This window comes from Roseibium sp. AS2, assembly GCF_038900065.1.
Lineage (GTDB): Bacteria > Pseudomonadota > Alphaproteobacteria > Rhizobiales > Stappiaceae > Roseibium.
Map to the genome: position 1 here is coordinate 527,459 of NZ_JBBMQN010000003.1, position 25,963 is coordinate 553,421.

Consider the following 25,963-nt stretch of genomic DNA (forward strand, 5'->3'; position numbering starts at 1 on the left):
GGGGTCAGTCAGTTACATCCGCTGCCAGGCTCGTGAAGGCACCGTTCGAAAGACAGTCCGACAGACAGTCGGCCAATGAGAATTCTGCATGTTCATTCTGGGCCGCTCCAGCCGCTTCCGCCAGCGTCTCACCGTTGAACAGCGCGCTTATGAACACATCCGCGCCCGCGCGCAGTACCACAAGAGAGACATCGAGGTCCGGACGGACAACCAGAACCGGTTGCGACCTGCCCAGATCCACGGACACATCGCAGTCCGGTTCGAGCCTGTTGGCGCGCAGCAGGTCCGCGACCGGCCAGACGGAGCCGATCAGACAGGCGGCCGGATGCCTGGCGAAGCGGACGGACCCGATGCTCTCCGGCGGCACTGCGGCCAGGCTGGACGGGTCGAGCGGCGCGGCGTCCCCGGCGTGATAGGCCTGCAGCCAGGCCCACTCCACCCGTGCCACATCCGCCAGATAGGGATAGGCTTCCAGCGGTGGAAACGCCGCCAGAAAGCCGGCAAAAGCTTCGCCGTACCAGATCAGCACCGGCGACACCGGCGGATGTTCGGTCAGAAACGCGCGCGCAAGCGCGTTGAAATAATCCTCGCCCAGCAGCGATCTGACCGCGGGATAGGTCTTGCCCAGGGCCTCACTCAAACTGACGACCACATTGTTGCGGTAAACATTGAACCGTTTGGGTGCCGGCATGCCGTCCGGCCCGATCACGCCGTCCGGCGGCGCGCTGTCGGGATCGAGCAGCGCCTCGGCGAAGCCGGACGCATCGGCGCCTGGCAGGGTCCTGAGCGCGCTCATGTCAGCCCGTGCGCTTCAGGTGCCGGTCGGCGGCACCGGCAAGAACGCGCTCCGCGGCCTGCACTTCGGCCAGCAGCACTGGCCAGGCGGGCACGTCATTGTCCCATTCGATCAGGGTCGGCAGCGGACCGTGCTGCCGGATGAGCCCGTCATAGAGCGCCCACACGGCCGCGTCGACTTCCCGGTCATGGGCGTCGATCAGCAGGGGGCGTCCCGCGTCATCCGTATCGGGGGCATGGCCGCCAAGGTGGATTTCACCGACCGCCTGCATCGGAAACTCCGCCAGATAATCTTCCGCCGACCGGGCATGGTTGGTGCAGGACACGTGAACATTGTTCACGTCCAGCAGCAGACCGCAGCCGGTCCGGCGCGCGATTTCCTTCAGGAAATCAAGTTCGCTCATGGTGCTTTGTGCAAAGGCCACATATGTCGACGGATTTTCCAGCAGCATTTGCCGGCCGACCGTTTCCTGAACCTCGTCGACATGGTCGCACACCCGTTCGAGCGTGGCCTCGTCATAGGGGACAGGCAGCAGGTCGTTAAAATAGGTGGTGTCGTGTGTGGACCAGGCCAGATGCTCGGAAAAAAGGCCCGGCTCATAGCGTTTGTTCAAAGCCGCGAGCCGCTGAAGATGCGCCTTGTCCAGCGGCTGTACGCCGCCGATCGACAGGCCCACGCCGTGAAGGGACACCGGATAGTCCCGGCGGATCGCCCCCAGATTGCGGTGCGGCGCGCCGCCGGCACCCATGTAGTTTTCCGCATGGACTTCGAAGAAGCCGATCTCGGGCCGGGTCTCCAGAACAGCGCGGACATGCTCGCCCTTCAGGCCCGCCCCCGCATTGGCGGCAATGGCCGCGGCGGTGCGTGTCGCGGTGTCTGGCTGAGGCTCGGCATGCATTTGAGGGCTCCGGGGCGGAAGCGGGGTGTCGGGCAGGCGGCAATCGATCCGCCTGCCAGAAAAACGGGCCGCGATAGCGGCCGGGATCAAGCCTTCGGCAGATCGCGGTCGAGGGCGGTCAGGGAGCCGTGGCGGCCGTCCGGCACGTCCATGGTCGTGCAGGTGCCCTTGGGGACCAGCGTCCAGGCGTTGCCCTGATAATCGATGGTGGAGGTTCCGGCACAGGTGGTGCCCGGACCCGCCGCACAATCGTTCTGGCCCTTCAGCGACACACCGTAGCATTTTTCCTTTGCCTGGGCGTGCGCCGGCACGGTCGTGGAGATTCCGGCGACGGCGGTGGCAACAGCACCTGCGACGATCGCCGCGGACATGGCCTTGTGCTTCATAATCAACTCCTCTGGTCGTACTGTCTTTTCGATGCCGTCCGCCACCCGTTCCCGACGGCGCGACATGCACTTTAAATGAGCGTATCGCCGATAAATAGGAAATCAAACGGCTGTGACTGTTTTGCGAGCATAAGGATGCAAAGATTAACAAACGCAACAATCTTACCAAAAATCCGCCGGAAATGACTGTTACGCACGAATGGAACTTTTCGCGCGAAACTATTATAATACGCCGAAGCAGAAACACACTTGCCCACGCCGGTTAAATCTGTCATGTTCGCGCCGCTTGCAATAGGACAGGGATACTGTCCCAATTGCTGCGCGATGCCGGTGCGGCCAAGAGGTCACGGCAGGCGCGGCGGGCGGGCCGACCAGTCGGCGGATCCGGGGAGGATCCGGACGAAGGCGAGACGATTTGTTTCGGCAGCGGTGCAACCGCTGCGTCAATGCGGCGGTTTGTTTTCACGGACCGACGCTGTAGATACAATTACAGAGCCGGGGCATTATGAGCCAGGGTTCGCCGAGCCGCATTCTTGAAGGAATGCGACCCGAACGAAACCGGACGCTTCGAACCTCGACGACACTGGGGTAAACAGTGAGGGCGCACATGACGAGAACAGAGCTGACGACCAGCACAGCCATGCAGGCCGGGGGGGCGACGCTGACGCCCGCCATCCCTACACCGCTTGCAGAACGACTGGGCACGGCCGCCGACAAAGGGCTCTACGATCCGTCGCGCGAACACGATGCCTGCGGTGTCGGCTTCGTCGCCCACATGAAGGGCGAGAAATCCCACAAGATCATCGCCGACGGCCTCCAGGTGCTTGAGAACCTGACCCACCGCGGCGCGGTCGGTGCCGATCCCTTGATGGGCGATGGCGCCGGCATGCTGATCCAGATCCCCCATGCCTTCTTCGCCGAGGAAATGGCCCGGACCGGATCGCCGCTTCCAGAAGCGGGCGAATACGGCGTCGGCTTCATCTTCATGCCCCAGGACGATGCCCTGCGCGCGAGATGCGAAGAGATCATCGAGCGCATCATCGCCGACGAGGACAAGGAACTGATCGGCTGGCGCGATGTGCCGGTGGACAATTCCTCCCTGTCCAAGGCCCCCGACATTGCCGCGACCGAACCCGTTTCCCGCCAGGTCTTCATCAAGAAGGACGGCGGTGACCAGGACGATTTCGAGCGCCGCCTCTATGTCCTGCGCAAGGTGATTTCAAACACGGTCCGCGCCGAAACCGATGCGGTCTCGAAGGGCTTTTACATCGTTTCGCTGTCGAGCCGGACCATCGTCTACAAGGGTATGTTCCTGGCCTACCAGCTCGGTGCCTATTACGCCGACCTCAGCGACGCGCGCTTCACCTCCGCGCTGGCGCTTGTCCACCAGCGTTTTTCGACCAACACCTTCCCGTCCTGGGACCTGTCGCACCCCTACCGCATGGTCGCCCACAACGGCGAGATCAACACCCTGCGCGGCAACGTCAACTGGATGGCCGCCCGTCAGGCGTCCGTGTCCTCGGTGCTCCTGGGCGACGACATCTCCAGACTGTGGCCGATCTCCTACGAAGGCCAGTCGGACACCGCCTGTTTCGACAACGCGCTGGAATTCCTGGTGATGGGCGGCTACTCGCTGGCCCATGCGGCGATGATGCTGATCCCGGAAGCCTGGGCGGGCAATCCGCTGATGGACGACAACCGCCGCGCCTTTTACGAATATCACGCCGCCCTGATGGAACCGTGGGACGGCCCCGCCGCCGTCGCCTTCACGGATGGCCGCCAGATCGGCGCGACGCTCGATCGCAACGGCCTGCGGCCGGCCCGCTACATCGTCACGGACGACGATTTTGTCATCATGTCCTCCGAAGTCGGCGTGCTGCCGGTCGAGGAAAAGCGCATCATTCGCAAATGGCGCCTGCAGCCCGGCCGAATGCTGCTGATCGACCTTGAAGAAGGCCGCATCGTCTCGGACGACGAGATCAAGCGCCAGCTGTCCACCGCCAATCCCTACAAGGACTGGCTGCACCGCTCCCAGATCGTGCTTGAGGATCTTCCGGGCGTGCGCCAGCGCGCACCGGTCGCGGGCGAAAGCCTGCTCGACCGTCAGCAGGCCTTCGGCTACACCCAGGAAGACATCAAGCTTCTGATGACGCCGATGGCCACCGTCGGCCAGGAAGCCATCGGTTCCATGGGCACCGACACGCCGATCTCGGCGCTGTCGGACAAGTCCAAGCTGCTGTACACCTACTTCAAGCAGAACTTCGCCCAGGTCACCAATCCGCCGATCGATCCGATCCGCGAGGAACTGGTGATGAGCCTGGTCTCCTTCATCGGCCCGCGTCCGAACCTGTTCGACCTGGAAGGCATGTCGACCTCCAAGCGTCTGGAAGTGCGCCAGCCGATCCTCACCAACGAGGATCTGGAAAAGATCCGCGCCATCGGCGACATCGCCGACAACCAGTTCTCCGCCAAGACGCTCGACACCACCTACAATGCCGAGAAGGGTGCCGGCGGCATGGAAGGCGCGCTGGAGGAATTGTGCCAGCGGGCCGAGAGAGCCGTTCGCGACGGCTACAACATCATCATCCTGTCCGACCGGCTGATAAACCGCTCCCGGATTGCCATCCCTGCCCTGCTGGCAACCGCCGCCGTTCATCATCACCTGATCCGCAAGGGCCTCAGGACCTCGGTCGGTCTCGTTGTGGAAACCGGCGAAGCCCGCGAGATTCACCACTTCTGTGTTCTGGCAGGGTTCGGCGCCGAGGCGATCAATCCGTATCTCGCCTTCGAGACGCTGCTGTCCATGCATATGGAAATGGACTTCCCGGAGCAGGTCGACCAGTTCGAGGTGGTCACGCGCTACATCAAGTCGATCGACAAGGGCATCCTGAAAGTCATGTCCAAGATGGGCATCTCGACGTATCAGTCCTATTGCGGCGCCCAGATCTTCGACGCGGTCGGCCTGTCATCGGAGCTGGTGAAGAAGTATTTCTTCGGCACGGCCACGATGATCGAGGGCATCGGCCTTGCCGAAGTCGCGGAAGAAACCGTTCAGCGTCACGAGGAAGCTTTCGGCGACGTCGCGATCCTGCGCCGGTCCCTGGAAATCGGCGGCGAATACGCCTACCGCACCCGCGGCGAAAGCCACATGTGGACGCCCGATTCCATCGCGACCCTGCAGCACGCGGTACGCTCGAACCTGCCGGACATGTACCGGGCCTTCGCCAAACATGTCACCGAGGAAAGCGGCCGCTACACGATCCGCGGCCTGTTCCGCATCAAGTCGGCCGAGGAAATCGGCCGCGCGCCGATCGATCTGGACCAGGTCGAGCCGGCGGAAAGCATCGTCAAGCGGTTCGTCACCGGCGCCATGTCCTTCGGCTCCATCTCCCGCGAGGCTCACTCGACGCTGGCCATCGCCATGAACCGGATCGGCGGCAAGTCGAACACCGGTGAAGGCGGTGAGGAACCGGAGCGTTTCAACCCGCTGCCCGACGGCTCATCGAACCCGATGCGGTCCGCCATCAAGCAGGTGGCGTCCGGCCGTTTCGGAGTGACAACCGAATATCTGGTCAATTCCGACATGATCCAGATCAAGGTCGCCCAGGGCGCAAAGCCCGGTGAAGGCGGCCAGTTGCCCGGTCACAAGGTGGACGCGGTCATCGCCAAGGTGCGTCACTCCACGCCCGGCGTCGGCCTGATCTCGCCGCCGCCGCACCACGACATCTATTCGATCGAGGATCTGGCACAGCTGATCTACGATCTGAAGAACGTCAATCCGCAGGCCGACATCTCTGTCAAGCTGGTTTCCGAAGTCGGTGTCGGCACGGTCGCGGCAGGTGTTGCCAAGGCCCGCGCCGACCACATCACCGTATCCGGTTACGACGGCGGCACCGGCGCCTCGCCGCTGACCTCCATCAAGCATGCCGGCAGCCCCTGGGAAATCGGCCTTGCCGAAACCCAGCAGACGCTGGTTCTGAACGGATTGCGCTCGCGCATCGCGCTGCAGGTCGACGGCGGCCTGCGCACCGGCCGCGACGTCATTGTCGGCGCCCTGCTCGGCGCCGATGAATTCGGCTTCTCCACCGCGCCCCTGATCGCGGCCGGCTGTCTGATGATGCGCAAGTGTCACCTGAACACCTGCCCGGTCGGCATCGCCACCCAGGATCCGGTCCTGCGCAAGCGCTTCAAGGGTACGCCGGAGCACGTCATCAACTACTTCTTCTACGTTGCCGAGGAAGTCCGCGAACTGATGGCCGGTCTCGGAATCGCCGACTTGAACGATCTGATCGGCCGCTCCGACTTCCTCGACAAGGAAGCCGCGCTGGACCACTGGAAGGCCAGGGGCCTCGACTTCTCCCGGATCTTCTTCCAGCCGGAAGCCGCTCCGGAGAAAACCCGCTGGACCGAACGTCAGGATCACCCGATCTCGGACATCCTCGACCGGCGCCTGATCGCCGCCGCCAAACCGGCTCTGGACAGCAAGGAGCCGACGGTCATCGAGGAAACCATCTGTTCGGTCGACCGGTCCGTCGGGGCGATGCTGTCCGGCGAGATCGCCAGGCGCTACGGCAACAAGGGCCTGAAGAAACCGGACACCCTGACGGTCAACCTCAAGGGAACCGCGGGTCAGGCCTTCGGCGCCTTCGTTGCCCGGGGCGTCACCATGAACCTTTCCGGAGACGCCAACGATTATGTCGGCAAGGGCCTTGCCGGCGGCAAGCTGATCGTCCGGCCGCCGGAAAATGCCCGGATCGTGCCTGAAGAGTCGATCATCGTCGGCAACACGGTGCTCTACGGCGCGACCGAGGGCGAATGCTACTTCCGCGGCGTCGCCGGGGAACGGTTCGCCGTCCGCAATTCCGGCGCCCTGGCTGTCGTCGAGGGTGTCGGCGACCATGGCTGCGAATACATGACCGGCGGCGTCGTCGTCGTCATCGGCCAGACCGGGCGCAACTTCGCGGCCGGCATGTCCGGCGGCATTGCCTATGTGCTCGACGAAGACGGCACGTTCGGCTCCCGCTGCAACCTGGCCATGGTCGAACTGGAGCCGGTGACCGAAGAAGACGATCTTCTGGAGAAGCTGCACCACCATGGCGGCGACATCGAGCACAAGGGCCGCGTCGATCTTTCCTGCGACATGACCCGGCACGACGACGAGCGTCTGCGCCAGATGCTGACCAAACACGCGGACCTGACCGGTTCGACCAAGGCCGGCGCCATCCTTGACGACTGGACCGCCTACAGGCCGAAATTCGTTAAGGTCATGCCGGTCGAATACCGCCGCGCGCTGCGGGAAATGGAAGAGCAGCGCCTGGGAATGGTCGCTGCCGAATAATCCCGGCATCGGAACAACAGGGCTCTCGGCCGCGAGCGGCGGCCGATCGAGCCGCCTTGTGGACGCGAAAAGTTATAAGGAGGTCGCCTTGGGCAAGGTAACCGGTTTTTTGGAAATCGATCGGCAGGAACAGAAGTATCAGCCTGCTTCTGACCGTATCCGTCACTTCCGTGAGTTCACCATTCCGCTGAACGAACCGGAAGTCGTCAACCAGGCGGCGCGCTGCATGGATTGCGGCATTCCGTTCTGTCACGGCCCCGACGGCTGTCCGGTCAACAACCAGATCCCGGACTGGAACGACCTCGTCTATCAGGGCGACTGGGACATTGCCCTGCGCAACCTGCACTCCACCAACAACTTTCCGGAATTTACCGGCCGCATCTGCCCGGCCCCGTGCGAGGAAGCCTGCACGCTGAACCTGGAAGACGTTCCGGTGAACATCAAGAGCGTCGAACAGGCCATCGCCGACAAGGGCTGGGAACAGGGCTGGATCCTGCCCGAGCCGTCCGCGACCAAGACCGGCAAGGCCGTTGCCATCATCGGCTCCGGCCCGGCCGGCATGGCTGCCGCCCAGCAGCTCGCGCGCGCTGGCCACACCGTCCATGTCTATGAGCGGGAAGCCAAGGCCGGCGGTCTGCTGCGCTACGGCATCCCCGACTTCAAGATGGAAAAGCATTACATCGACCGCCGCGTCACCCAGATGGAAGCCGAGGGCGTCACCTTTCACTACGGCGTCAATGTCGGCGCGACCGTCAGCCTGGAAGAACTCACGGCGCGCCATGACGCGGTGATTCTGTGCGCGGGCGCCGAACGTCCGCGTGACCCCGGTGTCGGCGGCATGGAGCTGGAAGGCTGCCACTGGGCGATGCCCTACCTGGTTCAGCAGAACCGCCGCGTCGGCGGCGAGCCGGCCGGCGACGACGCGCCGATCTGGGCAGGCGGCAAGCATGTTGTCGTCATCGGCGGCGGCGACACCGCTTCCGACTGCGTCGGCACCGCCTTCCGCCAGGGTGCGCTCTCCGTCACCCAGCTCGACATCCGGCCGATCCCGCCGCTGAAGGAAGACAAGATGGCGGTCTGGCCCTACTGGCCGACCAAGTTCCGCACCTCCTCCAGCCAGGCGGAAGGCGCGGAACGCGAATTCTCCGCCGCGACGCTGGCGCTGGTCGGCGAGGACGGCAAGGTCACCGGCGTCAAATGCGCCCGTGTCGACGAGAAGCGCCATCCGATCGAAGGCACCGAATTCATCCTGCGCGCCGATCTGGTGCTGGCCGCCATCGGCTTCTCCGGCCCCCTGCTGGAGACCTACATCGCCGAGGCCGGCGATGCCCTGGAGCTCGACGGCCGCACCAACGTCAAGGCCAACACGGACGACTACAAGACCTCGATCGACAACGTCTTTGCCGCCGGCGACGTCCGCAAGGGCCAGTCCCTGGTCGTCTGGGCCATCCGCGAAGGCCGCCAGGCCGCCCGCTCGGTCGACGAATTCCTGACCGGCGAGACCGACCTGCCGCGGTAAGGGCATCCGGGAACAGGCGTGCCGGGTTTGCCCGGTCGAGGAACCGACCGTGACCGCAGGGCTTTGAAGTACGCCGTGCCCCGCAGGTCTCGTGAGACTTTCGGGGTTCGGGGATGCGTCAGTGGTTGGGAGTTCGGGTAGAAGCCGAGCTGGGTTTGGCGTTAGGTGGACATCGAAGATCAATTCGGGTCACTCCGCTTCGCGGCCCCGATTAGGACGTTCGTCCGTTTTCGTCTCACTCCTGAAAGCCGACTTTCATCGCAGACGCAGTGAATTTACAGATTGGGCGGGGTGAATAGCCCCTAGATCCGTAGACACCTTCTTCCCTAAACTTGAGGCAAGCGGCTGTGATTGGCAAAGTCAATTCTAGCGGCGATTTTAAACGCGATGTAGTACGCCAGTGGCAGGCACATCGAGAATATTGGCGCTCAGCCCGAAGCGGTTATTTTCCGCGCCACATTTAATGGTCGAGATGCGGGAAGCGGACTTCCGCTGCAAACCAAACAGATGGCCGTAATGGGCCGAAATTTGCCACTGGTCCGTTCAAGGTGAACGTCAGCTTTGCCTGTCCGTGGGCAAATCCCGCCAGTCCGCGCCCGGTCCCATTCCGGTAGCTTGTCAAGCTGCAACGAACGTCCCCGCCCCAAGTTGCCAACAGACCGTCGCTCAAAACCTGTCTTCCGTGCCCATGACAGTGCAGCCCGAAACAATTCCCCTTCACCCAGCTAAACGGCACATGCCCCCATGCAGCCCCGCCCGGAGCCCATCCCCCCCGTCACTGCCCTGCCGGCTGCAGCGTGACGGAGATCCGGGAGTCGTCTTCGCGGACGGTCGGGACGGACAGGAGGCCGTGCAGTCCGGGGTCCGGGGGCGCGGCGGGAGCGAAGGTGTCTTCGGCCGGCGGAGCCGTGGCGCTCTCGGCCGGCGTCACCTCCTCCAGCGCCGAAGCCCCTTCCGCCGGCAGGCGCGGGTCGTCGACGCGGCCGGTCATCGGCGGCAGGGGGTCTCCCCGGACGAAGAAACCGTAGGTCCCGCTGGCCGGGTCGATGGCCTTGTCGTCCTCGCCGCCCAGAAGCAGGGATTCCGGCGAGGTCGTGCGACCGGTCAGGACGATGAAGTTCGGATCGTCCTCCACGCCTTCGAAGGCCAGTCCGCCGTAACCGCCAAGCAGACGCGACAGTTCCCGCTCGACGAAAAACGCGACCTTGCGATACCCGGCCCAGGTGAAGCCGATCCGATCACCGGTCCTCAGCCGCGTGTTCTTGCCGTCCACATCCGGGCCATAGGACGAATAGCTGCCGTCTTCTGCCAGGAAAATGTCCCAGATATCCACATAGCGCACCCGCCGGTCCTGCGCGCCCGCCTTGAACAAGGAATTGAGCTGGGTGAAATCCGCGTTGACGAGCTCGTCGTCGCTGGGTGGAAGACCGGCCCAGATCAGCGGTTTCTTTTCCTGCCGGACCACCCGGACCAGCGCCGCAACCTTGTCGCGATAGATGTCCAGCCATTCGGCGGTCATGAACTCGACGGGCGGCTCGCCCGGAAAGGTCCTGCCGATGTCCTGCTGCCCGATCATCACCACCACGGCCTTGACATCGGCGCCGCGGATTTTCGACAGCACCTGCGTCGCCCAGTCCGGCGGCGGCGCGCCGGTGAAGCCCGCCTTGTCCTCGGTCACAGGTTCCACGCGGATCTGCGGTTTTTCCGCGAGCGTGAATTTCAGCCCGTCGGCGACACCGCGCGCCATCCGGTCACCGACCACCAGGATCAGGCCCGCATCCGGGTCCTTGGTCACGACCTCGAACCTGGGCGGCGTGCCGGCCGGCCGGACCACCTTCGGGGCCTGCTGTTGGGGCGCCTGCCGCTTGGAGCGCCGCTCGCCGCCGCCGAACAGGCGCTGCAGCGGCGCGAACGGGTTGAACCCGCGAAACGGGCCGTTCTGCGCAAGGATGATCTCTGCGTCGGGAGCCGATTGCGCGCTCACCGGCCCGCCAGGGACAGCCAGCAGCGCGATGCAGACGGCCGCCGCTGCCGGGATACGGCAACGCGCCTTCATGTGTCGGCTATACGGCTTGTGTCTGCGCACACTCGGCTCCGGATGGAAAGGGACCTTGCAGCCAGTCTATACCAGCCGCGGTCATTGGGAACCCATTTGACCGCGGTGGATGTTATCCGTCCATCTTCAGACGCGCCAGCAGGACGATGGAGGCATAGCCGTCCGGCACCATGCCGCGCGCCTGCTGATAGGCCCGGATGCCGCGCCGGGTCGCCGGGCCGACCTTGCCGTCGGCGCTGCCGACCGGATAGCCGCGCCGGTTCAGGAGCGCCTGCAACTCGGCGGTCTCCGACCGGCTGAGCGGCAGATGCTCCCGGGACCAGTCGCCGTCGAGCGGCCCGCCGCCGATGAGTCGGTCGGCCAGATGCCCGACCGCGAGCGCGTAGGCGGTGGCGTTGTTGTAGCGCTTGATGACATAGAAATTGCGCAGCATCAGGAAAGCCGGACCGCTGGCCCCCGCCGGCAGAACCAGGATGCCCTTGTCGGACGGACGCGGGAAATCCCGGCCGTTGGAGCGGCGCACGCCGTAGCGGCGCCATTCGCCGAGCGTCAGTGTCTTGTCGCCATCGGCCAGATGATAGTCGAAGCCCGCCGGCAGCTTGACCTCGTAGCCCCAGGTCTTGCCCGTCTGCCAGCCGTGTTTTTTCAGATAGGCGGCGGTGGAGGCAAGCGCATCGGGGATCGACGTCCAGATGTCGCGGCGGCCGTCGCCGTCATAATCGGCGGCATAGGCCTTCCAGCTCGACGGCATGAACTGGGTGTGCCCCATGGCGCCCGCCCAGGAGCCTTCCATGTCCTTGAAACGGACATGGCCCGCCTGGACGATGCCGAGGGCCGTCACCAGCTCCTTTTGCCAGAAGCTCTTGCGGCGCGGCGCGGCATAGGCGAGCGTCGCCAGCGCCTGGATGACATTGTGACGGCCCATGTAGCCGCCATAGTTGGTTTCCATGCCCCAGATGGCCAGCACGGCTTCCCGGTCGACGCCGTAGCGGGCCTCGATCCGTTGCAGCACAGTGCCGTATTCCTTCAGCAGCTTGCGGCCTTTCTCGACGCGGTCGTCGGAGACGGCGCTGTCCAGATAGTCCCAGATCGGCTTGACGAATTCGGACTGCTTGCTCATCAGGCGCAGCGTGTCGTCATCCGGCTGCATGCCGGAAAACACCGCATTGTAGGTCTGCCTGGAAATTCCGGCGGCCTCGGCCTTCGGCCAGAAGCCGCGGACGAAGCGGTCGAAGGCCTGGTCGGCCCGGGCCGGAAGCGCCAGGGTCACCATGGACATCACCAGGACCGCCAGCAGGGCGGCGCCCGGCTTCTTGCCCGGACTTTTGCCCGGACTGTTGATGGGCCGTCGGGAATGTTCAGTTCGGGGAAAAGGCATCACTTCTTTCGCGATCCGCCGTGCATGGCTCAGCATCAGGGCCTCCTTGACGCCCAGGTCCGTATCAGTGTCTGCCCCCGACCCATGAATGATCTTGATTTGGTTACCGTACAGTTAATGCCGGAATCTGAGGCCTGCTTCAACAGCGTTTTCGGTATAATCTCCACCGGACTGCGAACTGTCGAACCGCCGGTGCGTGTAATCCGCCGTCAGCGCCACGTTCCGGGTCAGGGCGAAAGTGACCCCGCCGAAGCCTGTCAGCGTCTGCTCTTCGATGGAAACGCCCTCGTAGGTCCGGTAGCTGTATCCAAGCCCGGTTTCGGCGACCACCCGGTCGCTGAAGCCGTGGGCGACCCGCAGGTCGCCGGAATAGATGATCGAGCCGCTGGCGCCATCGATGTCGGTTGCCTCGAAACTGGTCCCCAGGCCCGCAGTCACCGTGGTCAGGCGGCTGGGGGACCAGACCAGAGACGCGTCGACGATAAAGCCGGACAGAGCCTCCAGCCGGCTGTCGTCAATGTCCTCGATGCGCCAGCCGGCCCCCAGTTCGCCGCTCAGCTTGGGACCGGAAGCGATCGTCACCCCGCCCCGGAGCTGGTAGCCGTTGGCATCGCGTTTCTCGCAAAGGCTGTCGCTGCAGGTTTCGTCGAACCGCCTGAGCAGCAAGGCGCCTTCCACGAAGGGCGACACCACGCTGCCGGTGTTTCCGTCGAGCCTCAGGCTGGCCGAATAGAGCGTGTTGTTGCGCCCGCTTTCAGACCCGCTGTCGGTTGTATAAAGGTTCCGGTCCGCGCCGATCGCCGCCGTCGCCGCGATCCGGCCAACGCTGCGTGTCCCGCTCACATCCGCTGAAAGCGCATGATTGTGATCCGTACCGGACGCCGAGGCCTCGGCGCTGCCGTCCTCCTCGCGCGTGTAGGAATAGGCAAGGCTGGTGGTCACCTGGGTCGCTTCGCTGATGTCCAGCCTCAGATTGGCTGCCGCAAAGACGGAGGTGTCGTCGTCGTCCGGATTGGACGGATAGCCCGAATAGGTGCCGCGCAGGGAGACGTCGAGCTCGTGCCGGGACCAGTCGGAGGTCAGCGACAGATCCGGGGAGATCAGGTAAAGCGCGCCGGCTGTGCCCGAAGACGAGCCCGAGGTGTTGTCGGTCCAGCCTGTGGACACGGACAGTTGCGGCGTGAGCGTGAAACTCCCCAGACGGATGCCCTGCGCCGCATCGAAGGTGGTATCGCCCCCGAAGACACTGTCGTCTATGCCGGTTTCCGACAGCGGGACGGCGCGGGTAACGGCGGTGATCCTGTCCGCGAACGGCCGCACCGGGGTGACCCGCCCATTGGTGCCCAGTCCGCTGGAACCTGTTTCCGCGGCAGCGGAATTGAGACTGGAGCGCAGGGCGAAGACCCCCGCTTGCGTCGGATTGGGCGCCACGGTCTCCGCCGCCTGATCCGCGGCCTCTTCCGGCGCGAGCGCATCTTCCGGATCGCCGATACCGCGCAGGTCGTCAGGAACCGTCTGCGCAGCCGCGGGAGCGGTCTGCAACACGGCTAGACAGAGAAGCGTTTGCAAGAGACGGTGCATGAAATTCCGGGACCAGTCGACATCGTGTCCTCTCCAAACTGACCAAGGATGGTTAATGCTTCGTTTCTTCTTTGCAAAATGGGTGTTACAAAGTGCGGACAACGGCCCGAGCATTATCTAATCCATTTAAACAATCCCGGGTTCTTGATCCGGCGGAAGGTCTGGCATAGAGCTAGGCAGTCAATAACAAAAAAGACCTGTTCCATGCCCAATTCCCTGCCCGACCTGCCGTCCGAAGAAGAGATCGACAAGCTGTCCCAGTGTCTTGTGTCCGCCGAACGGACGCTTGAAACCGAGATTGCCGGTCTGAGCGCGGTTCGGGCGGCTCTCAAGAACGGGCTTTCGGGTCCCTTCGGGCAGACCTTCGAACTGATCCGCAAGAGCACCGGCCGCGTCATCGTCACCGGCATCGGCAAGAGCGGCCATATCGGCACCAAGATCGCCGCGAGCATGGCCTCCACCGGAACACCGGCATTTTTCGTTCATGCCAGCGAAGCCAGCCATGGCGATCTCGGCATGATCACGGACAAGGACGTCGTCCTGGCCATGTCCTGGTCGGGGGAAACCCAGGAACTGGCCGGGATCGTCAGCTACACCCGCCGCTTCAAGGTGCCGCTGGTCGCCATCACCTCCCGTCAGGACAGCACCCTGGGCCGGGCCGCGGATATCGTCATGAAGTTGCCGAGCGTCGCCGAGGCCTGTCCTCACGGCCTCGCGCCGACCACATCCGCCCTGATCCAGCTTGCGATCGGCGATGCGCTCGCGGTCGCGCTTCTGGAAGGCCGTGGTTTCACGGCACAGGATTTCCGCGTCTTTCATCCGGGCGGCCGTCTCGGCGCCAGCCTGAAGACAGCCCGGGACATCATGCATACCGGCGAGCGGATCCCGGTGGTCCCCGCCGAAATGCTGATGAGCGAAGGCATCGTGTTGATGACCCAGCGCGGTTTCGGTGTTCTGGGTGTCACGGATGAGCTCAGGCAACTGATCGGCATCATCACCGACGGCGATCTGCGCCGCCATGTCGGCTCCAACCTTTTGAGCAAGACCGCGGGCGAAATCATGACCCGGTCACCGAAGACGGTCAGCCCCGACACGCTGTCGGCCTCGATCCTGGAACTGGTGAACAGCCTGTCGATCACCTCGGTGTTCGTGATCGAGGACGGGCGTCCGGTCGGCATCGTGCATCTGCACGATCTGCTGCGGATCGGCGCCGCCTGAGGCACTGCCGAAGTCACATCCGCCTCACGAAAGGTCATTTCCTAACGTCCGTGAGAAGAACACGCGCCACATTAGGAATTGATTAGCCATAGGTCCCGTACACTGCATCCAAGTTCCCCTGGCTTGAAAGCCACAGACCTTGGTGTGTGTACAGAATGGATCTGGCGACATTAATCGGCATTGTCGGCGCGTTCGGCGTTGTTATCACTGCTATTTTTCTCGGTGGCAGTTTCGGTCAGTTTGTCGACGTTCCGTCGATGCTGATCGTGCTCGGCGGCGGCTTTGCAGCAACGCTCATCCGTTTTCAGCTCTCCGATATCATCACCGCCTTCGTGACCGGGTTCAAGGTGGCGCTCGCCGGCAAGAACGCCAACCCGCGTGACCTGATCTCGGAAATCACCAATCTCGGCGAAATCGTCCGCAAGTCCGGTCCCCTGGGCCTGGAAAACGTGGATGTATCCGATCCGGTTCTTGCCAAGGGCGTGCAGTATATCGCCGACGGCTATGAACTGGAGTTCATCAAGGAATCCATGGAGCGCGAGCGCGACCTGCAGCTGACGCGTCTTTCGGAAGGCAAGCGCGTCTTCAAGGCGCTTGGCGATTCGGCCCCGGCCTTCGGCATGATCGGGACGCTGGTCGGCCTGGTGCAGATGCTGGCCAACATGGACGATCCGGCAGCGATCGGCCCGTCCATGGCCATCGCCCTGTTGACGACCCTTTATGGCGCGCTTGTCTCCAACATCATCTGTCTGCCGCTGGTGGACAAGCTCGACGCCAAGTTCGACGTCGACGACCTCAGCCAGACGCTGATCATCGACGGCGTCTGCCAGATCCGGGAGTCCAAGAGCCCGGCCCTGATCAAGGAAATGCTGATTGCCTATCTGCCGGAGAAGGCCCGCGCCGAACTGGCTGACGCGGCTTAGAATGAAGACGGAACCGGACGCGCGGCATGGCTAAGAAAAAGAAACCGCAAGGCGGAGGCGGCGCTCCCGACTGGCTGGTGACCTTCGCCGACCTGATGTCCCTGCTCGTGTGTTTCTTCGTTCTGATCATCTCCTTCTCCATTCAGGACAAGGAGAAGCTGCAGGTGGTAGCCGGCTCGATGCGGGAGGCCTTCGGCGTGAAGGACACTTCCCGCAAGACCGGCATCATCGAGGTCGAGGGCATCCCCATCCGGGACTACATGAAGGACATCAGCCAGGTCGAGCAGGAAATGGATTCCGACTTTTCCCAGGAGCGCCATGAAAAGCGGCGCAAGCAGGGACCGGAAGCCAACACCCATGACACCCTGGAAGCCGATATCGAAAAGCCCCGCCAGTTCGCGACCGCGGCCGCGTCCCTCCGGCAGGCCTGGCAGGAGATGCCGGAAATCACCGAGATTTCCAACAACATCATTCTGGAAGAAAGCGAAGAGGGCCTGAACATCATGCTGATCGACCAGGACGGTCGATCGATGTTCCGCGAAGGGTCGAAATACCCCTATGAGACCACCCGCCGCCTGATCGCCAAGATGGCGCCGGTGCTTGCGCGAATGCCCAACCGCGTCGAGATCACCGGCCACACGACAGCCGGCCAGTTGTCCGCGAACCCGAGCTACACCGGCTGGGACCTGTCCAGCGAACGCGCCAACATCGCCCGGCAGATCCTCTCCGAATACGGCGTGCCCGAGGATCAGTTCTATGCGGTTGTCGGCAAGTCGGATACGGAACCGCTGTTTCCCAACGACCCCTATCTGGCCGCCAACCGGCGGATCGGCATTCTGCTGAAGGCGGAAGAACCGCCGCTTCCCCTCGGCCACAAACCCTGAGCGAAGCCGCGACTGGGACCAGGCTCTTCAGACCGGCTTCCCCGCCCTCATGATCACTCCGCGCGCGAAACCACCAGACGGACGCCGTCGATGGAGTCCACCCGCACCTTTGTTCCCGCGGGTAGATCCGGGCCGGTGATCCGCCAGATCGTATCGTCGATGGAAAGACTTCCGGCGCCTTCGCTCAAGGGAGCGGCGAGCGTGAATTCCCGATTGATGTAACGGCTGCCGCGCTGGTTCAGCCCCGGATCGCCCTTTTCCGACGACAGCCGGGACATCAGCCGCCGGCCGGCGAGAAGGCTCACCACGGACAGCACCATGAACAGTCCGACAAGGATCTGCCAGCTGAAGCCGAACACCAGCGCCACCACACCGACCACCAGCGCCGACACGCCGAACCACAGGAAGATCGTGCCGGGCACCAGGATCTCCAGCCCCAGCAGGAGCAGGCCCAGAACGAACCAGCTCCAGGGCCCCAGCAGAGCAATGATGTTTTCGGTCAGGCTCACGAGGTTTCTCCGCCGGACCCGCCGGTATCCGGAATGCGGGACGATGTGCCGCCAGACCTCTTGTCATCGCCGAACGCTTCCTTAGCGATTTCACCGATGCCGGACAGCGCGCCCAGCAGCGAGGTCGATTCCATCGGCAGGATGAGGGTTTTCTGGTTGCGGGAGGTTGCCAGTGCCTTGAACGCCTCGACATACTTGTTGGCGACAAAGTAGTTGATCGCCTGAATGTCCCCGGCCGCGATCGCCGCGCTGACCATCTGCGTCGCCTTGGCTTCCGCCTCGGCCTCGCGCTCACGGGCTTCCGCATCCCGGAACGCGGATTCCCGGCGGCCTTCGGCTTCCAGGATGAGAGACTGTTTTTCGCCCTCGGCTTTCAGGATTTCGGACTGCCGTTTTCCCTCGGCCTCAAGAATGGAGGCGCGCTTCTCGCGCTCCGCTTTCATCTGCCGTCCCATGGCATCCACCAGATCGCGCGGCGGATTGATGTCCTTGATCTCGATACGGGTGATCTTGATCCCCCAGGGTTCGGCGGCCGCGTCGACCACGCGCAGGATCTGGGCGTTGATCTCGTCGCGGTTGGACAGAAGACTGTCCAGGTCCATCGACCCCATGACCGACCGGATGTTGGTCATGGTCAGGTTCAGGATCGCGTTCTGGAGGCCCAGGACTTCATAGCTGGCCCGGGCGGCGTCGAGCACCTGGTAGAAGGTCACCCCGTCCGCGGTCACCGTCGCGTTGTCACGCGTGATGACTTCCTGCGACGGCACGTCGAGAACCTGCTCCATCATGTTGAGCTTGTGACCGATCCGGTCGATGAACGGGATGATGAAATTGAGGCCCGGCTTCAGGGTCTTCCGGAATTTGCCGAAGCGTTCGATGGTATAGTTGAATCCCTGGGGCACGGTTTTCACCCCGGCGAAGAAAACCAGAATGACCAGCACCAAAAGGCCGATCAGGACAATGTCTAATCCTGCGATAGGCATGGACGTCTCCCGTAAAGCAATCAGATAGCGCCGCCACTATGCGCTGAATCAACAAGCTGTTCCAGCCTATTCGCCGGTCGGGACGGCCCGGAGTGTCTTCCGGATCCCCCGCGCATATTGCACGCGCATGTGACCGCACGCACGGTGCATCAACGCCCTTGGATGGGTCAGATTTTGGACCTTCAACCGTCTCTGGCCGGTTATCCGCCGGTCCCGATCCAGCCGCCCAGTTCACGCCGGACGATATGCTCCAGCACGTCCATGCCCAGACCGCTGTCGTTGAGGCACGGGATGTGGCTGAAATTCTCGCCGCCGTTCTCCTCGAAAATCTCGCCGGCTTCGCCTGCGATTTCCTCCAGGGTCTCGAGACAGTCCGCGACGAAACCGGGGTTCATCACCGCAACATTCCTGACCCCGTCCTTGGCCAGTTGTTCCACGGTCTTGTCCGTATAGGGCTGCAGCCACTCCTCCGGTCCGAACCGCGACTGGAAGGTCACCCGCAACTTGTCCGTATCCCAGCCGAGCACCTCGCGCATCAGCCGCGTCGTTTTCATGCAATGGCAGTGGTAGGGATCGCCGCGCTTGAAATAGGACTGCGGGATCCCGTGGTAGGAGGTCAGCACCACGTCCGGTTCGAAGTCGAGACCCGCAACATGCTGCTCGACCGATTTCGCCAGCGCGGTGACATAGACCGGATCGTCGTGATAGGGCGGCACCGTGCGGATCGCCGGCTGCCAGCGCAGTTCCAGCAGCGTCTTGCACACGACGTCATTCACGGTCGCGGTCGTGGCCGCCGAATACTGCGGATAGAGCGGAAACACCAGGATCCGGTCGCAGCCATCGTCTTTCAGCGCCTTCAGCTTGTCCGGGATCGACGGCTGGCCATAGCGCATCGCCCAGTCGATCTTCAATTGCCCGCCGGCATCGCCCATGATCTCCGCGAGCTTGTCGGACTGGCTGCGGGTGATCGTCCTGAGCGGCGACTCGTTCTTCTCGTGGTTCCAGATTTCCTCATAGGCCTTGCCGGACTTGCCCGGCCGGGTCATCAGCACGATGCCATAGAGGATCGGATACCAGAGCGCCCGCGGCCACTCGATCACGCGTTTATCGGACAGGAATTCGCGCAGATACCGGCGCATTGGCCAATAGTCCGTTGCATCCGGCGTACCCAGATTGACCAGAAGCACACCAACCTTGCCGCTTTTCACGGACGGATGGTCCTTCGGCAGGTGTATTTTCCGGAATTCTTTTTCCTGGTCGGCAGCCAGGGCAGCGGACGGTTGAACGGTCATATGGGAGACATTCCTCGAGGCTTCTGTCACTCTGCGGTTTTACATAGGCCATGCGGCCATCAAGGCCAATGCGGCATTTTTCATACGCTCCTTGACGCGGCCGGATCAGTTTCGGGCGACCCGTCAGCCGAAGAAATAAAAATCGGCGCCGTTCCGGGCTTGAACCTGAACCAGGTCAAGGCCCGGGATCCAGTCCCCCATGCGCTGACTTCAGGTGTCTTACAGCTCCGTTCCTCGCATCACGGTCACCCCGGACGCTGCGTAAGCGGAGATCCGGGGCCTACTCGTTTGCAGAGCGGCCCGTCGAAAGCGCAGCCTGCGCCAGGAGGAAAGGCGAATGGGCCCCGGGTCTTCGTTGCGCTTCGCCCGGGGTGACCCCAGAGACGACGGGGCACGCCCGAGTTCCGGAACCGACTTGCTCGTCAAGCGACGCCTGGGACACCTGATGCCGGGCCATGCGGGATCAAATCCGGGCCGGCCGGGAGACCGTTTGAGAACAGCGAACGCCTGGCGTTCAACCGTACTCCCGTTCGTCGGCAATCACCTTGCCGTCGTTCGGCAGTCCGCCGGGAGCGACCAGTTCGACATCCCCCTTGAGGCGGGTCACATCGCGCAGGGTCGCGGCGACGCGGTCGGCAAGACCGTTCTCCTGCGTCTCGGTCTCGACGGTCAGCGTCATGGCGTCCGCATCGCCGCGCCGGACCACCGCCAGGCGGGCCTTGTAGATCTCCGGATGTGTGGCGACGATCTGGGCGATCTGGGCCGGGTCGACAAACATGCCCTTGACCTTGGTCCGCTGGTCCGCGCGCCCCATCCAGCCGGCAAGCCGCATGTTGGTGCGCCCGCACGCCGACTGGCCGGGAACAATTCGCGACAGGTCGCCCGTTGCAAACCGGATCAGCGGATAAAGACTGTTGAAGTTGGTCACGACCAGTTCGCCGACCTCGCCTTCCGCAACCGGGTCGCCCGTTCCCGGGCGGACGATTTCGACAATATAGTCCTCGTTGACGACCATGCCCTCGCGCGCTTCCGTTTCATAGGCGATCACGCCGAGATCCGCTGTGGCGTAGCACTGGCCGACCTGGATGCCCTGGTCTTCGTAGTTCTGCCGCAGGGACGGAAACAGGGCCCCACCGGACACAAGGGCTTTCCTGATGGAGGCAACATCCCTGCCCTGTTCGCGGCCGCGGTCCAGGAGGACCTTGAGATAATCCGGCGTGCCGACGAACCCGGACGGCTTCAGCACTTCGATCGCCTCCACCTGCGTGTCGGTGTTGCCGACCCCCGCCGGAAAGACGGTGCACCCGAGCGCGATCGCTCCCTGATCCAGAATGAACCCGCCCGGTGTCAGGTGATAGGAAAACGCGTTGAACACGACGTCCCCCTTCCGGAACCCGGCAGCAACCAGCGCGCGTGCACCGTTCCAGGGATCCGGCCCGGGTGCCTGCGGCTCCCAGATCGGTCCCGGTGACATGAACACCCGTGCGGCACCGGTCAGCTCCCCGGCCAGAAAACCGCCGAAGGGCGGGTTGGCTTTCTGCCGCTCCAGAAGGTCCGACTTGCGCAGAACGGGCAAGGCTGCGAGCGCGCGCCGGTCCGTGACCACGGCGGGATCATGCCCCGCCAGATGGGCCGCCCAGCCCGGAGCCCTGGTGACCGCGTGGCCGATCAGCTCCGGCAATCTGGCAAAAAGCTGCTGTTCGCGCTCGGCGGGATCAAGCCGCTCGCGCGCGTCGAACTGGGTGTCGCTCATGATCGTTTCCGCCTTTCCGGCCCCGGGTCATGGCCGATCAGGCCAGCCAGCGCTTCCGTCGTTTGTAGTGTTTCACGTTCCGGAACGACCGGCGGCCCTCGCCGCCCACGCCCAGATAGAATTCCTTGACGTCCTCGTTCTCGCGCAGCGCCTTGGCATCCCCGTCCAGCACGATCCGGCCGGATTCCAGAATGTAGCCGTAGGTCGCGTATTTCAGCGCCACGTTGGTGTTCTGTTCGGCCAGCAGGAAGGACACGCCCTCGTTCTGGTTGAGCTGTCTCACAATCTCGAAGATTTCCTCGACCAGTTGCGGCGCCAGACCCATGCTCGGTTCGTCGAGCAGGATCATCTTCGGCCGGCTCATCAGAGCGCGTCCGATGGCGCACATCTGCTGTTCGCCGCCAGAGGTATAGCCGGCCTGGCTCTGTCGCCGTTCGCGCAGGCGCGGGAAATAATTGTAGACCATTTCAAGGTCGGCCTTCACCGCACTGTACCCGTCCTTGCGGGTATAGGCGCCGGTGAGCAGGTTCTCTTCAATGGACAGATGACCGAAACAGTGCCGCCCCTCCATCACCTGGATGCAGCCCCTGCGGACCAGGTCGTTGGGCGACAGGGCCTGGACTTCGTCTCCCTCGAACAGGATCTTGCCTTTTGTCACCTCGCCCCGTTCCGCGCCGAGCAGATTGGACACCGCCTTGAGGGTCGTCGTCTTGCCCGCGCCGTTGGCACCGAGCAGCGCCACGATGCCGCCCCTGGGAACCGTCAGCGAAACACCTTTCAGAACCAGAATGACGTGATCGTAGATGACTTCGATATTGTTGACCGCAAGGATCGTCTCGGCCGCTTCCGCTGCCGTGTCAGTCCCGCTCTGTTCCATATCCGCTAATGCCATTCCGTGCTCTCCTGAGAGGCTCCGCCGCGCGCAGGTCGCGCGGCGGAGCAGACTGCCGTCAGTTCGGGCAGGGTTCGGTACGTGCCGGCCAAGGCGCGTTCTTCTCGGCATAGTCCTTTGCGGCTGCTTCCAGCAACGGACGGACGATGTCGGTCATCGGCTCGATCCAGTCCGAAGCCTGCTGCCACTTCTTGCCGTCCCACTGCTGAATGAAGACCGGATGGCTGCCGGCATGGTCCTCGCAGGTCACCTTCATCGGATGCGCAAAGCCTTTCAGGCCCAGCTCCTCGAGGCGCGCCTCGTCGAGATTGAGCGCTTCCAGTCCCATGCGCATGTCCGCGCCGGTGATGACCTTCTTGCCGGTCAGCTCCTGTGCGGTGCGGATGCCTTCCGCGATGATGACCGAGTTCAGGACGCCGCGGTTGTAGAGCGTGCCGCCGATGGATTTCGCGTCCGTCGAGCTCAGGCCCGCGTCGATGACATGCTTCTGGATGTCGGCGAGGGCCGGGAAGTCGCTGCCGACGCCGGAAAAGTTCATCGCCTTGTAGCCCTTGGCACCTTCGCCGCCGGCCGCTGCGTCATCGTCGCCCGCTGACCACCAGACGCCGATGAACTTGTCCATCGGGAAACGGATCTTGACGGCTTCCTTGATGGCGGTCGGGTTCATCGCACCCCAACCCCACATGACCATGTAGTCCGGACGGTCGCGCCGCACGTTCAGCCATTGCGAGGACTGGTTCTGCATTTCCGCGCCCGGCACCGGATACTGCAGCAGTTCAAAGCCGTATGTCTCGGCCAGCTGCTCCAGGAGCGGGATCGGCTCGCGACCGTAGCCGGCATCCAGGAAGATGTAACCGATCTTCTTGCCCTTGAGGTTGTCCAGGCCGCCTTCCTGCTCGCCGATGTACTTGATCACAACCGACGCGCCGTCCCAGTAGGTGTCCGGTACGTTGAAGACCCACGGGAAGACATTGCCGTCCGCAGCCGCCGACAGGCCGTAGCCCATGGACAGGACCGGGATCTTGTCGACACCGGCTTTCGGGATCAGCTGCAGTGTGATGCCGGTGGAATACGGGTTGTAGACCAGGGCGCCCTTGCCCTTGGTGGCTTCATAGCACTCCACGCCTTTCTGGGCATTGTAGCCGGTCTCGCACTCTTCCAGCTCCAGCTTGACGCCACCGATGCCGCCGTCACGCTCGTTCAGCATTTTCAGGTAGTCATGCATGCCGTTGGCGATATGGATACCGGACCCGGCATAGGGACCGGTACGGTAGGTCAGCAGCGGCACATAGTTGCTGTCCTGGGCCTGGGCCGCCGGTGTCATGAGACCGGTCAGTCCGACGCCGACGGCAACAGCCGCTCCCAACGCGAGTTGCTTGAAGTCTTTCATGTTTTTCCTCCCATGCGGCGAAAGTCGATAAACGCCGCCGGACCTGTTGCGCCATTCCTCACCGGCCTGGTCCAGGGTCCGGATGACGTACGAAAAGACTGGTCGCCCCAAGCCTAGTAGGGGAACGGCCAGACCCTGAGTTTCTGTTTCACGATCTGCCACAACCGCGCGAACCCGTGCGGCTCGACGATCAGAAAGAAGATGATCAGCGCGCCGACGATCATGAAGGTGGCATGCTCCACGGTCTCCGCCGCGATGTCGATACCCAACAGACCCGGAACGAATTTCAGCAGCACCGGCAGGATCCAGATGAAGGCCGCGCCCATGAACGCGCCGCCAAGGCTGCCGAGCCCGCCCAGGATCACCATGAACAGGATCTGGAAGGACAGCCGGATCGAATAGGACGACGGCTCCGCTGCATTCAGCCAGAAGAACACCATCATGGCCCCGGCGACGCCGCAGATATAGGACGACACCGCGAAGGCCATCAGCTTGGTCCGCAGGGGCTGGATGCCCATCAGTTCGGCGGCGATGTCCATGTCGCGGATCATCATCCACGAGCGCCCGATCCGTCCGCGCAGAACGTTGGCCATCAGCAGGGCCAGCCCGGCGGTGATGCACAGCACGACGAAATAACGGGTGATCGGCAAGGCCTCGGCACCGGAGACGATAAAGCCGAACATTTCCCGGCGCGGCACTTCGATGGCGCCGGAGGCATTGTAGTTGTAGAGCCAGGGAATGCGGATGAAGCACCATTCCAGGAAGAACTGCGCCGCCAGCGTCGTCACGGCCAGATACAGCCCCTTGATGCGCAGGCTCGGCAGGCCGAACACCGCCCCGATGGCCGCGGAAAACACCCCCGACACCAGCACCATGATGATGACATTGGCGTCCGGAAAGATCGAGGTCAGCTTGTAGGCCGCATAGGCGCCGACACCCATGAAGGCGCCGGTTCCCAGAGACAGCTGGCCGCAATAGCCGGTCAGGATGTTCAGTCCGATCGCCGCCAGCGCGAATATCAGGAACGGGATCATGATCGAGGTCAGGAAGAAATCATTGGCAAAGGCGGGAATGACCGCGAAAGCAATGATCAGGATGACGGCCATGCCGATCCGGTCCTGCAGGATCGGAAACAGCGCCTGGTCGGCCTTGTAGCTGGTCTTGAATTGTCCCGCTTCGCGATAAAACATGGAAGGCTCTCTAAATCCGCTCGATGATGCGTTCGCCGAACAGGCCCTGCGGCCGGAACAGAAGGAAGATCAGGGCGATGATGTAGGCGAGCCAGGATTCAATACCGCCGCCGACAAGACCACCCCAGTAAAGCTCGCCGATCTTCTCGCCGAAACCGATGATCAGGCCGCCGACAATGGCGCCCGGGATCGATGTGAACCCGCCCAGGATCAGCACCGGCAGCGCCTTGAAGGCGACGATCTCCAGTGCGAAGGAGACATCGGACCGCGCCCCCCACATGATGCCGGTCGCCAGCGCCACCAGACCGGCGGCGAACCAGACGATCGCCCAGATCTGGTTGAGCGAAATCCCCACGGACAGGGCCGCCTGGTGATCGTCGGCCACCGCCCTGAGCGCCCGGCCGATGCGGGTCTTGTTGAAGAAGATCCCGAGCGCCGTCACCATGATCACCGCGATGACGGCGGCGGCAATGTCGATATGCTGCAGGATGATCAGCCCGCGCTCGCCCATCTCGAACGCGGTCGAGCCGGTCGGCAGGCCGAGTTCCTCGGTAATCATCTGTTTCGGCTCGCCGCCGAACACGAACTCGCCGAAGCCGACCAGGAAATAGGTCAGCCCGATGGTCGCCATCAGCAGGATGATTTCGGGCTGGTTGACCAGCGGCCGCATCACCACCCGTTCCACCCCGTAGGCCAGAACCCCCATCACCGCGATGGTCAGGATGAGTGCCAGGAAAGCCGGCACGCCGTTCTCGTGAAGGCCCACCAGCGTCAGTCCGGCGAACACCACCATGATGCCCTGCGCGAAATTGAAGACGCCCGAGGCCTTGAAGATCAGCACGAACCCAAGCGCGATCAGCGCATAGAGGATCCCGGCGACGAAGCCTTCCCACAGAACCTGCAGGAAGAAATCCGGCATGTCGTACATCTGCACGAAGGGATCTATGAAAATGTCGTAGAGCATCACGTTACCCCCT

General features: G+C 63.3%; 19 protein-coding genes. 5 read left to right on the plus strand and 14 right to left on the minus strand.

The window, feature by feature from the left end; all coding sequences use genetic code 11:
* Positions 1-4: 4 nt before the first annotated feature.
* The 3 genes from WNZ15_RS11385 to WNZ15_RS11395 form a co-directional block, all read right to left on the minus strand.
* Positions 5-796 carry a DNA-binding domain-containing protein gene (locus WNZ15_RS11385; RefSeq protein WP_342893084.1) on the minus strand — a complete coding sequence of 264 codons (792 nt, stop codon included), beginning with the start codon at positions 794-796 and terminating at the stop codon, positions 5-7.
* Position 797: 1 nt separating this feature from the next.
* Positions 798-1,694 (minus strand): DUF692 domain-containing protein, encoded by an 897-nt coding sequence (locus WNZ15_RS11390; RefSeq protein WP_342893085.1) that lies wholly within the window; start codon positions 1,692-1,694, stop codon positions 798-800.
* An 86-nt stretch (positions 1,695-1,780) separates the two neighbouring features.
* Complete coding sequence (locus WNZ15_RS11395) at positions 1,781-2,080, minus strand: DUF2282 domain-containing protein (RefSeq protein WP_342893086.1); 300 nt, start codon at positions 2,078-2,080, stop codon at positions 1,781-1,783.
* A 607-nt stretch (positions 2,081-2,687) separates the two neighbouring features.
* On the opposite strand from WNZ15_RS11395, the gene gltB reads away from it, so the two are divergent.
* Entirely contained in the window at positions 2,688-7,418 is a 4,731-nt protein-coding gene (gltB, locus tag WNZ15_RS11400; protein ID WP_342893087.1) for a glutamate synthase large subunit, read from the plus strand.
* A gap of 88 nt (positions 7,419-7,506) precedes the next feature.
* The gene (locus WNZ15_RS11405) at positions 7,507-8,937 is read left to right on the plus strand and encodes a glutamate synthase subunit beta (RefSeq protein WP_342893088.1); all 1,431 of its coding nucleotides are present in this window, start codon (positions 7,507-7,509) and stop codon (positions 8,935-8,937) included.
* Between the two features lie 775 nt (positions 8,938-9,712).
* Here WNZ15_RS11405 and WNZ15_RS11410 read toward each other — a convergent pair.
* The 3 genes from WNZ15_RS11410 to WNZ15_RS11420 all read right to left on the minus strand — a co-directional run bounded on the left by WNZ15_RS11410 (position 9,713) and on the right by WNZ15_RS11420 (position 13,952).
* A complete protein-coding gene (locus tag WNZ15_RS11410; protein WP_342893089.1) occupies positions 9,713-10,993 on the minus strand; it encodes a GDSL-type esterase/lipase family protein in 1,281 nt (426 codons plus the stop codon).
* A gap of 112 nt (positions 10,994-11,105) precedes the next feature.
* Positions 11,106-12,407 (minus strand): lytic murein transglycosylase, encoded by a 1,302-nt coding sequence (locus WNZ15_RS11415; RefSeq protein ID WP_342893090.1) that lies wholly within the window; start codon positions 12,405-12,407, stop codon positions 11,106-11,108.
* 78 nt (positions 12,408-12,485) lie between these two features.
* Positions 12,486-13,952, minus strand: a complete 1,467-nt coding sequence (locus tag WNZ15_RS11420) for an outer membrane beta-barrel protein (protein WP_342893091.1) — start codon at positions 13,950-13,952, stop codon at positions 12,486-12,488.
* 204 nt (positions 13,953-14,156) lie between these two features.
* On the opposite strand from WNZ15_RS11420, the gene WNZ15_RS11425 reads away from it, so the two are divergent.
* From WNZ15_RS11425 to WNZ15_RS11435, 3 genes are all read left to right on the plus strand, one after another.
* Positions 14,157-15,170 carry a KpsF/GutQ family sugar-phosphate isomerase gene (locus tag WNZ15_RS11425; protein WP_342893092.1) on the plus strand — a complete coding sequence of 338 codons (1,014 nt, stop codon included), beginning with the start codon at positions 14,157-14,159 and terminating at the stop codon, positions 15,168-15,170.
* 155 nt (positions 15,171-15,325) lie between these two features.
* Positions 15,326-16,093 (plus strand): MotA/TolQ/ExbB proton channel family protein, encoded by a 768-nt coding sequence (locus WNZ15_RS11430; RefSeq protein WP_342893093.1) that lies wholly within the window; start codon positions 15,326-15,328, stop codon positions 16,091-16,093.
* A 26-nt stretch (positions 16,094-16,119) separates the two neighbouring features.
* The gene (locus tag WNZ15_RS11435; protein WP_342893094.1) at positions 16,120-16,977 is read left to right on the plus strand and encodes a flagellar motor protein MotB; all 858 of its coding nucleotides are present in this window, start codon (positions 16,120-16,122) and stop codon (positions 16,975-16,977) included.
* A 53-nt stretch (positions 16,978-17,030) separates the two neighbouring features.
* Here the strand turns inward: WNZ15_RS11435 and WNZ15_RS11440 are convergent, their stop codons facing one another.
* The 8 genes from WNZ15_RS11440 to WNZ15_RS11475 form a co-directional block, all read right to left on the minus strand.
* On the minus strand, positions 17,031-17,486 hold the full coding sequence (locus tag WNZ15_RS11440) for an NfeD family protein (protein WP_342893095.1): 456 nt from the start codon (positions 17,484-17,486) through the stop codon (positions 17,031-17,033).
* On the minus strand, positions 17,483-18,469 hold the full coding sequence (locus WNZ15_RS11445; protein WP_342893096.1) for an SPFH domain-containing protein: 987 nt from the start codon (positions 18,467-18,469) through the stop codon (positions 17,483-17,485). The genes WNZ15_RS11440 and WNZ15_RS11445 overlap by 4 nt, the downstream gene beginning before the upstream one ends.
* A 200-nt stretch (positions 18,470-18,669) precedes the next feature.
* Complete coding sequence (gene hemH / locus WNZ15_RS11450) at positions 18,670-19,761, minus strand: ferrochelatase (protein ID WP_342893097.1); 1,092 nt, start codon at positions 19,759-19,761, stop codon at positions 18,670-18,672.
* 514 nt (positions 19,762-20,275) lie between these two features.
* Positions 20,276-21,514, minus strand: coding sequence for an AMP-binding protein (locus tag WNZ15_RS11455; protein ID WP_342893098.1), 1,239 nt, complete (start codon positions 21,512-21,514; stop codon positions 20,276-20,278).
* 37 nt (positions 21,515-21,551) lie between these two features.
* A complete protein-coding gene (locus WNZ15_RS11460; protein WP_342893099.1) occupies positions 21,552-22,406 on the minus strand; it encodes an ABC transporter ATP-binding protein in 855 nt (284 codons plus the stop codon).
* Positions 22,407-22,464: 58 nt separating this feature from the next.
* A complete protein-coding gene (locus tag WNZ15_RS11465; protein ID WP_342893100.1) occupies positions 22,465-23,796 on the minus strand; it encodes an ABC transporter substrate-binding protein in 1,332 nt (443 codons plus the stop codon).
* 113 nt (positions 23,797-23,909) lie between these two features.
* Complete coding sequence (locus WNZ15_RS11470; protein ID WP_342893101.1) at positions 23,910-24,986, minus strand: branched-chain amino acid ABC transporter permease; 1,077 nt, start codon at positions 24,984-24,986, stop codon at positions 23,910-23,912.
* Between the two features lie 10 nt (positions 24,987-24,996).
* A complete protein-coding gene (locus WNZ15_RS11475; RefSeq protein ID WP_342893102.1) occupies positions 24,997-25,950 on the minus strand; it encodes a branched-chain amino acid ABC transporter permease in 954 nt (317 codons plus the stop codon).
* Positions 25,951-25,963 lie beyond the last annotated feature (13 nt).